The following is a 12,429-nucleotide window of genomic DNA, read 5'->3' as shown; positions in this document are numbered from 1 at the left end:
TGTCGATTGCGTCCCGAACACGACCACCGACAATCTCGGACGGATGGCTGCGGCGCTGGTTCAGCTGAACGGCCGATTGCGGGTCGGCGGATTGTCCGACGAGGAGGCGCGTCGACTGCCGGTCACGATCGACGCCGAGACGTTGTCACAATTCGGATCTTCGGCGTGGATGACCGATGCCGGGCCGGTCGACCTGCTCGTCGAGCTACGGGACCGAGACGGTGGCCGGCACGACTACGTCGAGCTCTCCGCTCGTGGAGTTGGATACGACGTTGGAGATCTCACCGTCAGGTTGGCGTCACTCGATGACATCGTCGCCTCAAAGGAGTTCGCCGGTCGAGACAAGGACCGTGACGCGCTGCCGGAGCTGCACGAACTTCTGCGACGACAGCAATCACGCTGACCGCCGCGCGCCTGCACCCAGGATGCGGCGCGTCACGTTCGGCGGTGCGGGATTGGCCACGCTCCACTGCCGTGTGCCGAAGTCGCCGTTCGCCTGTTCTGCTCACACCCGGGTCAGGAGCTGGAGGAACTGGTACCTACGGCGTCGGAGCGAGTCAGTCGACCCCCGGCGGGCGCCACGAGCTGCGGTCCGGATGATCGGCGGGGAGCGGGAGTGTCTCGATCGATCCCGTGCGGGAACTGCGATACCACGCGGTGACCAGCTCGAGCGAGGACTGCACCTCGTCGAGCGTGACCGCGAAGGACCCTCCGTCGCCGACCCGATCGACGAAGTCCTGGAACTGCCCGTCGTACAGCGGCTTCGTTGCCGTCACCTCGGCGAGGATTCGTTCGGCCGACTCCGCGACGGCCGGACGTTTGAACTCGAACGACCACGGACTGGCGGCCGGGTCGTAGGGCGACGTCGATGACTCGATCGTCACGTGTTCGAAGCACCAGACCAGTCGGCTCGACTCGGTCGCCGCTCCCAGGCTCACGTTCATCGACGTCAGCCCACTATCGACGGTCCGGCCGATCGCGACGGCACAGTCCTCGGTCTCGATGTCGTTGACGTGAGTCGTCGCCATCGCCCGGACCTCGGCAAGCGGTCCGCCGATCCACGTGAGGAGATCGTGGACGTGGATCGAGTGCGTGAGCACCGCCCCGCCCCGTTCGCCCTGCCACGTCCCGCGCCAGGGTGCCACGGAGTAGTAGCCGCGGCCGCGACGCCACCAGGTGGATGCCGACGCGGTGTAGAGGCGGCCGGTGAGACCCGCCTCGACCAGCGCTCGTGCCTGGAGTGCTCCGTGGCCGAACCGGTACTGGAGGACCGGCATGAGGCGCGCCCCGGAGGTGGCCAGCGCCCTCTCGGCCATGGCGCGGAGGCGGTCGCATGCCGCCACGGAGTCGACGAGTGGTTTCTCGCAGATCACGTGGACGCCCGCGGCCAGACACTGTTCGATCTGTGCTTCGTGCATCGATGGCGGCGTGCACAGGTCGACCACGTCGATACCGGCGGTCAGGAGCGCATCGAGCGAGTCGACGGCGGCCACACCCCACTCCCGCTCGACCGCTCGGCGACGCTCCACGTCGACGTCGGCGACCAGCACCACCGATGCGCCCGCCACCCTCGACCAGCTGTGGATGTGTTCGACGCCGACACCGAGCCCGACCACACCGACGCGAAGATCGCCCATCATTCGCCCCACCGCGACGCAGCGTGCTGGGCGTGCAGGACCAGATCACACACGGCGATGACGTGGGACTGCGTCATCAGACGTTCGCCGGCGTCAGCGAGGTCGGCCAGGAGCAACTCGGCCCAATCGATCCGACGATGCGACACGTCGACGCGGCGTGTCCCGTCGGCGTCGACGACGATCAGGTGCTCGCCTCCGGGCTGGCCGGCCACGTCGATGTTCGCTCGCGCCTCGATCACCCCGTCGGAGCCCACGATCGTCAGCCGGACGTCTCCCCAGGTGCCGAGCCCGTCGGCGGTGAGGTAGTCGACCCGATGATCACCGACCACGCCGTTCGCCACGAGGGTCATCGCGCCGATGTCCTGCATCGCCGGGCGATCGGGACAAGCGACGTTTCCGACCGATGCGTGTCGCACGTCGCCCGGCGTCCCGTCGGCGCCGGTGGCGATGGCGAGGAACTGGTCGGCCTGATGCGAACCGATGTCGACGAGGATGCCACCGGTCGATGTGTCGTCCCAGAACCAGTCCGGTCGATGCTCGGCGCTGAGCAGGTGCGGGCCGGCACCGATCACGTGGACGACCCTGCCGATCGTGCCCGCTCGGGCCGACTCCACCGCGGCGTTGATCGCGCGGTTGCCGAACCGTTCGGAGAACAGCACCGTCCACGACCGTCCGTTGCGGTGGGCGATCGCCGATCGGATCTGGTCGAGCTGGTCGGAGGTGGTGACACCGGGCTTGTCGCTGAGCACGTGCTTCCCGGCGCGCAGCGCAGCGACGGCCACGGCTGCGCGTTGCGACGGCACGCCGGCGAGCACGACGAGCGCGATCGAGTCGTCGGCGATGATGTCGTCGGCGGGACGTTCCTCCGACTCCGTCTGCCAGCCGACGTATGCCTCGACGAGTCCTCCCTCGGGAGCGTGCGCCGCAGCGATGGCGCCGGCCGTCGTGAGGCCGTGCACGATCTCGAAGACGTGGGGGTGATCGGCTCCGACAACCGCGAACCGAACGGATGCGTCGCTCACGACACGTGTCGTTTCGCCGCGTCGAAGTCGACGGCCCAGTCGTGGGCGTCGTTGGAGAGTTCGTAGACGGGCGACTCGTGCTCGACGCTGCCCCACGGGCCCTCGTGGCGAGGATGGTCGCTGAGCGGCTGCTCGTCGCCGGCCACGACGAACGAGCCCGTGGACGAGAACTCGACCGCACCCGACGACGGTGACGTCCACGCGATGTCGAACCCCTCCGCCGTCTGTTCGACGGCCGGTTCGTCGGCGGTGACCGATGCGACGAAGGACTCGAGATCGCCGTCGTCGGCGCTGTTGCCGACCTCGACGATCCAGACGTTGTCGGGCCCTCCGTCGGCGACGAGGTCGTACGGCTGGGTGAACGTGCCGGTCGAGACGCCCGGATCGTTGGGCTTGAAGGTCGGGGTGCGCCACGACCACAGAGCGATGTAGCCGCCGTCCTTGGCGGCGATGGTCCAGTTGCCCGTCTGGCGGACCTCGTCGAAGCGGTCCTGCGGTACGAACGCGTGGGTGAACGGCTGATACGCGAACACCGACCAGAGCGTGGCGTCGGTGGCTTCGTCCCACGCCGGTTGGTAGATGTGCACGGCGGTGCGCCGGTATTGGGCGCTGCGCGGCATCGAGGCCTCGCCGGTCCAGTAGCCGGGGTCGGGATCGTCGCTCCAGTCGTCGGTGACGGTCGGCGGCGTGAGCGGATGGTTGGTGAACACGATCGCGTCCTCGTCGATCGCGGCTTGCCATGCGTGCACCTGGTCACGCATCTCGCCGAAGCGGTGGTCGAGCACCGAGGCCAGGCTCACCTTCGGGTGTCGGTAGGCGTAGGTGTTGGCTTCGCTGAGGAACCCGAAGTTCACGATTGCATCGAACTCGTGCACCCACGCCCGGATCTTCTCCGGGTCGTTGTCGTTGATCGCTGCCATCAACTTCACCTGCTCGAACTGTTCCGTGTCCCAGAGGCGATGGTCGGTTGCTTCCGCAACGCCGGTCCGCGCCATCTGCCACAATCCGACGCCGCCGAGGCTCCACCAGAACGGAAGGTTGGCCGGGTCGGCGAAGTCCTTGCCGTACGGCGCGACCGGTGCATCTTCGAGAGGGGCGTGGGAGTCGAGGAACACTCCGTGGCGTTCACGCACGACGCTCTCGCGGTCGTCGACCGCGATGTCGATCAGTAGCTGCGGCGGCCGATAGCGCGCTCCGATCGCGAGGAAGGTGGATCCGCCGTCGGTACGCCTCGGGTAGTCAGCCGTCGTGTCGTCGAAGAGGAACTTGGCGGTTCCAAACGTGGCTTCGTCGAGCGCCGACATCTTGTCCTTCTTGTAGGTGCGTCCGCGCGGCGCGGTGTAGCAGCCGGCGTGCGTGTGCGCGGCCAGGTCGAGCACGCAGAGGTCGAGCGCCATCGCCGCCGCCTGGACCAGCTCGGGATCGTCCGCATGCTCGGCCAGCAGGTGGAGCGGTGTGATGTTCTTCAGCATGTAGACGTTGCTGTGAAACTCGAAGAACCCGAGCTGGGCGCGCTCGCGCACCCACTCGAGAATGCCGGGCTTGGCGCGCTGCATGTGCTCCACGCCGGTGAGCCCCGTGACCGTGAACACCTCGTCGGGGAAGCGCTGCCCGGCCAGGTATTCGATGACGAGGTTGATCACGATGTGGTTCTCGGACCAGAACCACAGGTTGTCCACCCGGTCGTCGGGCAACGGGTCGTCGTAGCGGTAGCGGTTGGCGACGAAGCGCTCCCCGATCGCCGCGATCACCTCGGGCGTCAACCGGGTGCTCGGGGTGTCGCCCTGTCCCAATGCGAGCACCCAGTGCAGATACATCAGGTCGAAGTCGCGTGTGTCTCGCCACTCGTCGATCTTGGTGAGGACCGGGTCCAACGATTCGACGGTGACGTCGTCGATCGGCCACGAGTAGTCGGGCTCGCGCGTGGCCCGGCCGAGTTGGGCGGCCACCCCAACGGGACTGGCGCTCGGGACCTCGGTACTGAAGCGGAGATAGTCCGCCGCGCGCTGCTGGAAGGTCGCCTCGTCGATCAGGCCGGGCGTTCCCGGAGGGACGAGGACGTTGTCGGCCGTGAGCAGTTCGGGCGCAACGGTCGTCGGCGGAACCGTGGAGGCAGGAGTCGTCGGGGGAGGAGCGGAGGTGGTCGGCGTGCCACCGGTGGTGCCGGGTGCCGACGACCCGCTGTCGCCGGGGGCGCCGTCGGTGTCAGAACTGCACGCGGCCAATCCCGCAGCGAGTGCTCCAGTGGACACCTTCAAGAATTGACGTCGATCGAACGGTCGGTTCACTGCCGATCCTCCTTGTCGACCGAGGTTGTGCTGGACGCCGGCACGGGGCAGGTCGAGGCGCGTCCGGTGAGCGAGACGCCGAGCGTGACCTCGGCACGCTCGGTGGAGCCCTCGAGCAACCGGGAGACGATGTCGACTGCGGCCTCACCGAGTCGTTCGACGGGTGCGGCCACCGTCGTGAGAGGCGGGTCGCTGATGGCTGCGGCCGCGATGTCGTCGGATCCGACCACCGACAGATCGTGCGGCACGGACAGGCCGGCCGCCCGGTAACCCGCCACGATGCCGAGGGCCTGGACGTCGTTGAAGGCGAGCACACCGGTCACGTTCGACGCGACGAGGTCGCGGGCGAGTGCGAGCCCGCCCGCATGGTCGGGTGCCACCGGACCGAATTCGACGAGGTCGGGGAGCCGGCGGATGGCCCGGTCGCGCGCCCGACTCGACCAGTACGACTGCGGTCCGCGCGCCACGCCGATCGAGTGGTGTCCGCCGGAACGGAGGTGGGTGACGCCCAGTTCGACGATCGCCTCCTGGTCGAGAGCCACCGACGCCACACCCTTCGCCCGACGGTTCACGAAGACCACCGGCGCCTCGTCGACGACCTCCAGCCACCGTTCGGTCGCCGCGATGGGGCTGCACGCCACGAACGCATCGACGCTTCCGGCCAGCGCCCGAGCTTGGGACAGTTCGTCCGCGGCGCGTTGGTCGGTGTCGGCGAGCAGCATGGTCTGGCCGTTCGCACGACAGCCCCGTTGCACGGCGCGGACCACCTGGGCGAAGAAGGGGTTGGTGATGTCGGGAACGAGCACACCGATCGCACCGATCCGGCCCCCGGCGAGATGTCGGGCGGCGCGATTCGGGGCGTAGCCGAGCTTGTCGATCGCCGTGTGGACTGCTCGACGTGTCGGCTCCCCGATGAGCTGCGGGCGGCTGAGGACGCGCGAAACCGTGCTCGGGTGCACGCCCGCTTCGGCGGCGACGTCGGCGAGCGTGACCGCAGCTTTCGTCATCACGTGATCCTCTCACCGCCTCGGGATCGACAATGGACGAGGCGGCTGGGGGCAGCGTACGATCAATTCGATACGATCTGCAAGCGCTTGCACAATCCAGAGAAGGAATCGCCATGGATCAACAGGGAGTCGCCGATCTGCCACCGGTGCGGCCGCGTCGCGCCATCACCGGGATGTCGGCGATCCTGCTGCCGTTCCTCGCCGACGGAGGGATCGACTGGGATGCTTTCGAAGCGCACGTCACCCGCACCAGCGAGGCGGGTCTGGTTCCGGCGGTCAACATGGACACCGGCTACGTGCAACTGCTCGACGATCGGACCGTCGCCGAGGTGCTCGATCGCACGGCGACGCTCACCGACGGACGGTTCGTGGCGGGAGCGTTCGTCGCCGACGCACCCGGGGACCGACACGACGAGTCGGCACTGCTGCGGGCCGCCGAGGCGATCAGCAGTCGCGGTGGCACGCCGGTGGTCTTCCCGTCGCACGGCCTCGGTGGGCTGAGCGAGCACGAGTGGGTCGACGCACACGCGAGGGTCGGCGCCGAGGTCGGCCGCTTCATCGGTTTCGAACTCGGAACGATGTTCGTGCCCTACGGACGGGTCGTGGGTCTCGACGCGTACCGGGCTCTGATGGAGATCCCCGAGTGCATCGGGGCGAAGCACTCGTCACTGTCGCGGCAGCCGGAATGGGATCGTCTGCGGTTGCGTGATGAGGTCCGTCCCGACTTCATGGTGCTGACCGGCAACGATCTCGCGATCGACATGGTGATGTGGGGCAGCGACTATCTCCTCGGACTGTCCACGTTCGCGCCTGCCGAGTTCGCCCGGCGCGATCGACTCTGGGCGGCCGGCGACCCGGCATTCCACGAGTTGAACGACCTGCTGCAGTACCTCGGCCAGTTCACCTTCCGACCTCCCGTACCGGGCTACCGCCACGACGCGGCCATGTGCTTCGAACTCCGCGGCTGGGCATCGTGCGACGCGACGCCTCCCGAAGCGACCCGCCGACCGGGGAGCGACCGCGACGTGCTCGCCGACATCATCCGCCGACTGGAGGAATGGACATGATTCCCCAGGTCCGCAAGCTAGACACCCACGACGCCTTCGTCGCGCACCTTCGTGCGCTCGACGTCGATCTCCCCGTCGACGAGACACTCGTTCCTGACGGGCCACTCGCCCAGCCCATGACGATCCGAGATGGATCAGCGGGTTCCCTGGAGGTGTCGAACCGGTTCGCGATCCTGCCGATGGAGGGATGGGACGGAACCCTCGACGGCCGACCGACCGATCTCGTGCGGCGTCGCTGGTCGCGCTTCGCCGAGGGAGGTGCCGGTCTCGTCTGGGCCGAAGCGACTGCGGTGCGGCCCGACGGCCGGGCGAATCCGAACCAGCTCGTCATCGATGACGCGACCATCGGGCAGCTGTCCGACCTGCGACGGCTGTTCACCGACGGGCAGGTGGTCGGCCTCCAGCTCACCCACTCCGGTCGCTACTCGCGACCTGACGGGCAGGCGGCTCCGCGAACGGCCTACCGCCACCCGCTTCTCGACGAATCCGCCGGCGCCGGGAATGCATCGGTGTTCACCGACGACGAACTCGACGATCTCGTGGCGACGTTCGTCGACCGAGCGGTACTCGCCGGTGAAGCAGGCTTCGATTTCGTCGATGTCAAGGCCTGCCACGGGTACCTCGGTCACGAGTTGCTCAGTGCCGTCGACCGGCCGGGTCGCTACGGCGGCGTCCTCTCGAATCGCACGCGGTTCATGCGCTCCATCATCGAAGGAATCCGCGCCGCCGCGCCTGCGCTCGCCATCGGGGTGCGGTTCTCGGTCTTCGACTCCGTGCCGTACACGGCCGGGGACGACGGTCGTGGTGCGCCCGTGACCGACGAGCCGTACCGCTTCGCATTCGGCGCGGATTCGAGCGGACGCGGGATCGATCTCACCGAGCCGTTGGCGTTGATCGAGATGCTGCGCTCACTCGGCGTCGGTCTGGTGTCGACGACGGCCGGTAGCCCGTACTACTGCCCCCATGTGCAACGGCCTGCGCTGTTCCCGCCGTCCGATGGATATCTGCCGCCCGAGGATCCGCTCGTCGGCGTCGCCCGCCAGGTGTCGGCCACCGCGGCGCTCGCCCGCAGCGCTCCCGAGATGGCGGTGATCGGCGCGGGATACTCGTACCTGCAGGAGTGGCTGCCCCACGTGGGCCAAGCCGTGGTGAACGCTGGTGATGTCTCGATGATCGGCCTCGGGCGCATGGCGCTCTCCTACCCCGACCTGCCTCGCGACGTGCTCGCCGGGTCGGCGATGCGCCGTCAACTCGTCTGCCGGACGTTCAGTGATTGCACCACGGCACCACGGGCCGGTCTGATCTCGGGTTGCTACCCGCTCGACCCGTTCTACAAGGCACGCCCAGAGCGTGTGGAGCTCGCCGCCGTGAAGCGGCGGACGCGTCGACCGAGCACGCGAGGTCTGCCCGATCCGAAGTGAGCAACGTCGGGGTCCGGCCATTGATCGGCCGTGAGGTTGACCGTCGGCACGACGGGAGGCAGCGGAGCGTCGCGCAGAAGGGGGACGACGGCGTCGGTGTAGAAGACCTCCTCCGAGCCGGGCGGTCGCCCCTGTGACGCCGGGTCGTTGAGCTGCTCGAAGTTCTCGACCTCGTCCGGGGCGAGGTCGTGATTCACTCCGACCACGGCACCCAGAGCGGATTCACCTCGTGGGCATTCACCCATCGGGCCCGTCAGTCCGGGCTCGTGCCGTCGATGGGCAGTATCGGCGACTGTGATGACAACGCCGTGATCGAGTCGTTCTGGGGCAGGATGCAGACCGAGCTGCTGAACCGGAAACGATGGAACACCCGAGTCGAGTTGGCCTCGGTGATGTTCGAATACGTCGAGGTGTTCCACAACCGCCAGCGCCGCCACAGCTCCATCGGGATGCTGACCCCGATCTACGACCAGAGCGTCGACCATGTCGTGGCGACGATGGAGGCAGCTGGCTGGAACGTGACGATCGACGGGTTCGCGTTCACCTACGTTCCAACCGCTCAACTCCGACAGTCGACGCCCAACGTCGCCACGTACGCGACCGGAGTCTTCACCGGGACGGCTACGGCGGCGTGAGCGCCACGGTGACTCCCGTCATCACATGCGGGCCGAGGGGAGTGATGACGAGCGGAGAGATCTCGTCGACGTCGGTTGGGTACCCCGGCAGGATGCCCGTCGGACTGTCAGCGAGCGCCGTCCCGCTCGTCCAGGTACACGCAGTGAGCACGAGGCTCCCAGGCACACGCCTGCAAGAACGAATGTGACCCGTCGTCGGTTCGTGGTCTCCCAAGTGCGAATGTCGTGGACGCTGAGCGTGGCGTGAGTGGATCTCGCGGCGACATATTCGCTGATCATCGATTCGGAGCACCGAATCGTTGCGTCATCCGGGCGGTTCGGAACGCACCCGATCGACCACGTCCCGAACCGAGTCGATGACGAGTTGAGGATTGTCGAGTTGGATGTAATGGCCTGCGTCGGTCTCGGTGAGGTGGGTGGAGTCGGGAAACTCCGCCGCGAACTCCGCCTGGGCTTGGAGCTGGGCCGCCCAGAGCACGTCCGTGAACTCCAAGGTGGCGAACTCGGGAATCGCTCCCGATGCCTGGCCGGACTCGACCACCTCGGCCGTGAAGGGCCATCGGTCGGCCGTGAGGATGACCGTCGGCACGACGGGAGGCAGCGGAGCGTCGCGCAGAAGGGGGACGACGGCGTCGGTGTAGAAGACCTCCTCCGAGCCGGGCGGCCTCCCCTGTGACGCCGGGTCGTTGAGCTGCTCGAAGTTCTCGACCTCGTCCGGGGTGAGGTGGTCACCCACCGCCTCGCTCAAGGCGTCGACGAAGACGAGACCAGCAACCTCGTCCGGATGCGCAGCGGCATAGAGCCGCGCGATCGGGCCGCCCAGGGAGTGGCCCACGAAGATGAATGGACCCGGCTCCGCCGAAGCGCTCAGCATCAGGTCGAGGTCGACCTGCGAGTCGTCCACGGTGGCCGGTTCGTCCAGCGGCGTCGATCGGCTCGCCTCGAACCTCGTCTCGATCGCTCTGGTCGTGCCGGGTCGGTCATAGGCGCATACCCTGGTGAATTCGCCGACGCCGTGAAACACCGAGCCCGCCGCCGAGGCCGGGTCGGCGGACGTGATCATCCAGTTGTCGGCCCGCTCACCGAGGCCGGACACCAGGACGACCGTCGGCCCTCCGCTGCCTCGGCACTCGACGTAGATCGAGCGCCCGTTGCCGAGGTCGACCTCGCCCGCGAAGGCCGGCGTCGGCTCGCCGCTCGCGTCCGAACCCGCCGCCCCGGTGCTGCTCGCGCCTTGTGACGGCTCGGACGAGCCACAGCCCACCGACGCGAGTGTCCCTGCCAACGCGACGACAACCGCTGATCGGAACACGTTCAACGGACCTCGGGGAAGTCGACGACGCTCGTTTCGAGCGGGAGTTGGTCGGCGCGCGCGCCCGCGTCCGGACCGGGAGTGAAGCCTTCGAAGGGGTCGGCCTCGAGATCCATCGACCCGGCGTAGCCGAAGGCGTCGATCTCGAACGCGACGTTGTCCCCCGACAGCGGCGCCGGAGCTCTCATCAGATGGAAGTGGAGGTGCGCCTCGGTGGTGTTGCCCGAGTTCCCCACCCGTCCGATGACCTGGCCGCGAGTGACCTCGTCACCGACCTCCACGGTGGCCCCGCCGGGCGAGAGGTGGGCGTAGAAGGCGTACACGCCGTCACCGATGTCCAACACGACGTAGTTTCCGCCCAGCTCTGCGGCGCTCAAGCCGGTCGGCGCAGACTCGGGCAACTCGTCGGGCATCCCCGATGTCACCGTGACCACGGTCCCGTCGGCAACCGCCAGCAGCGGCTCGCCGTACGCCCCGTAGGCGTCGTTGTCCGTCGGGTCGTCCTCGAATGTCGGGAGGTAGCCGGCCTCGATGGACGCCGCGATCGCGGCAGCGTCGAGCGTCAGGTCGGGCTTCACCCAGTCGACTCCGTAGCGCTCACCGAAGTTGAGCCGGCCTCCGACCGGAAAGAACGATCGGCGGTGGGTACTCGGCCCGCAGCACCCGTTCCACGCGTACCAGCCGGCCCCGGCGAGCGGGGGCCCGATCACCACGGGCGACTCGGAGCTGATGGCCACCGGACCACCGGTCGCGGTGACCGGATCTCCATCGAAGGACGACTCCCATGCGTCGGCCAGGTCCGGCGAGGCCGGGCCGAACGTGGCGCTGAGTCGGTGGGTCACCGAGACCGGCACGTCGTCGTGGCTGTCGTACACGTCGTCGACGAGGATCACGCCCGTGTCACCGAGAGGAATCGATCCCCCTTCGCCGAGGACCACCAACGTCTGGCGCGCCAGATCCTCCCCCTCGAGCGTGGACACGACCTCCCCGTCGGGCCCGCCGACGACCGTCTCGAGCCGAGTCGGGGTCGCCTCACGAGGCGAGAAGTTCAGAACCTCCAGCTCGTAGACCACGTGGACCTTGCCGTCGGTTCCCATCACCGGGACCGGTGCCGGCGCGAGCGCTGAGATCAGCAACGGCGACACCGCGTCGTGGTCGGTCGGATAGCCGGCGAGGATTCCGCTGTCGGGAGTGGTCGCGGGAGGCGCGGTCTCGGTGCTCGCAGACGAGCAGCCGGCGACGAGCGCGCCGACCACCAGGACCATGATCGGTGATCGTCGCATTCGGCCGCTTTCGGTCAACGGCCGGGCAGCTCCGGACCAGTTCCAGGACATTAGCTCGCCGGTGGACAGCCGGGCATGTGCCGGCACGACGGAACCTCGGGGAAGTCGGTTCTCGACGTCGACCTGTCGCTGCCCCCAGCGCGGTCCGTCATGCTCCTGCCGCGATCACGTCGCGGACGGCTTCGACGACGAGTTGGGGTTGAACGAGGTGGATGTTGTGGCCGCTGTTCGTGTCGGTGACATGGGTGGCGCCGGGCACGAGTTCCGCGAGTCGGGCCTGTGCCTCGGCCTGCGCCGCGTCGACGACGTCACCGAAGTCGGCCGGTACATCGGGCGGAACGGCACCCGCGTCGATCATGGCGGGAAACTGTGGGCCGATCAGCTCGTCGGCGGAGAGCACGACGAGTGGGATCGGGTCCAGGCTCGAGGCGCCGCGCAGCGCCGCGAACGTGGTGTCGAGATCCCACGTCTCGATGTCGGGGTACTCGGCGACCGAATCGGCGATCTCGGTCGCATCGACGCGCATGAGCCGGCGCTGGATGCTCCACTGCTCGGGCGTCTCGGCATCCTGCAGGAACTCCGAGGCCGCGTCGATCAGCACCATGCCGCTCACCTCGTCGGGATGGGTGGTGGCGTAGAGCCGCGCGATCATGCCGCCGATCGAGTGGCCGACCAGCACGAACGGGCCCTCCTCGCCGGCCGCGGCCAGCAGCGCCTCGAGGTCGGCGACGGCGCTGGCGCCATCGGTGGGCTGGGG

9 protein-coding genes and 2 pseudogenes are annotated in these 12,429 nt (G+C 68.2%); 4 read left to right on the top strand and 7 right to left on the bottom strand.

The genetic code is table 11. From position 1 onward, the window contains the following. Nucleotides 1–403 (top strand): annotated as a pseudogene (locus tag WBV89_RS04495) (hypothetical protein); the annotation flags it as partial. Between the two features lie 154 nt (nt 404–557). Here WBV89_RS04495 and WBV89_RS04490 read toward each other — a convergent pair. Genes WBV89_RS04490 through WBV89_RS04475 form a run of 4 tightly spaced genes read right to left on the bottom strand, consistent with a single transcriptional unit; the run spans nt 558 to nt 5,954 of the window. Further along, nucleotides 558–1,637, bottom strand: coding sequence for a Gfo/Idh/MocA family protein (locus tag WBV89_RS04490; protein WP_423980141.1), 1,080 nt, complete (start codon nt 1,635–1,637; stop codon nt 558–560). After that, nucleotides 1,637–2,659 (bottom strand): Gfo/Idh/MocA family protein, encoded by a 1,023-nt coding sequence (locus WBV89_RS04485; RefSeq protein WP_423980140.1) that lies wholly within the window; start codon nt 2,657–2,659, stop codon nt 1,637–1,639. Before WBV89_RS04485 ends, WBV89_RS04490 begins: the two co-directional genes overlap by 1 nt. Continuing rightward, complete coding sequence (locus tag WBV89_RS04480) at nt 2,656–4,947, bottom strand: hypothetical protein (protein WP_423980139.1); 2,292 nt, start codon at nt 4,945–4,947, stop codon at nt 2,656–2,658. The genes WBV89_RS04485 and WBV89_RS04480 overlap by 4 nt, the downstream gene beginning before the upstream one ends. Beyond that, the gene (locus WBV89_RS04475; RefSeq protein WP_423980138.1) at nt 4,944–5,954 is read right to left on the bottom strand and encodes a LacI family DNA-binding transcriptional regulator; all 1,011 of its coding nucleotides are present in this window, start codon (nt 5,952–5,954) and stop codon (nt 4,944–4,946) included. Before WBV89_RS04475 ends, WBV89_RS04480 begins: the two co-directional genes overlap by 4 nt. Nucleotides 5,955–6,067: 113 nt before the next feature. On the opposite strand from WBV89_RS04475, the gene WBV89_RS04470 reads away from it, so the two are divergent. The 3 genes and pseudogenes from WBV89_RS04470 to WBV89_RS04460 all read left to right on the top strand — a co-directional run. Beyond that, nucleotides 6,068–7,021 (top strand): dihydrodipicolinate synthase family protein, encoded by a 954-nt coding sequence (locus WBV89_RS04470; protein ID WP_423980137.1) that lies wholly within the window; start codon nt 6,068–6,070, stop codon nt 7,019–7,021. Continuing rightward, nucleotides 7,018–8,442 (top strand): NADH:flavin oxidoreductase, encoded by a 1,425-nt coding sequence (locus WBV89_RS04465; protein WP_423980136.1) that lies wholly within the window; start codon nt 7,018–7,020, stop codon nt 8,440–8,442. The genes WBV89_RS04470 and WBV89_RS04465 overlap by 4 nt, the downstream gene beginning before the upstream one ends. Nucleotides 8,443–8,630: 188 nt before the next feature. Then, nucleotides 8,631–8,903: pseudogene (locus WBV89_RS04460) on the top strand (transposase); the annotation flags it as partial. Nucleotides 8,904–9,381: 478 nt separating this feature from the next. On the opposite strand, the gene WBV89_RS04455 reads toward WBV89_RS04460, so the two are convergent. The 3 genes from WBV89_RS04455 to WBV89_RS04445 form a co-directional block, all read right to left on the bottom strand. Continuing rightward, nucleotides 9,382–10,341, bottom strand: a complete 960-nt coding sequence (locus WBV89_RS04455; RefSeq protein WP_423980135.1) for an alpha/beta fold hydrolase — start codon at nt 10,339–10,341, stop codon at nt 9,382–9,384. A gap of 50 nt (nt 10,342–10,391) precedes the next feature. Continuing rightward, a complete protein-coding gene (locus WBV89_RS04450) occupies nt 10,392–11,654 on the bottom strand; it encodes a M23 family metallopeptidase (RefSeq protein ID WP_423980134.1) in 1,263 nt (420 codons plus the stop codon). Nucleotides 11,655–11,820: 166 nt separating this feature from the next. Beyond that, on the bottom strand, nt 11,821–12,429 hold a 609-nt coding region (locus WBV89_RS04445), incomplete at its 5' end, for an alpha/beta fold hydrolase (protein ID WP_423980133.1).

It is taken from the genome of Ilumatobacter sp., from assembly GCF_049588435.1.
In the GTDB taxonomy this organism is placed as follows: Bacteria; Actinomycetota; Acidimicrobiia; order Acidimicrobiales; family Ilumatobacteraceae; genus Ilumatobacter_A.
Note: the sequence above shows the minus strand (reverse complement) of the source record. Positions and strands in the feature narration are given on the sequence as shown.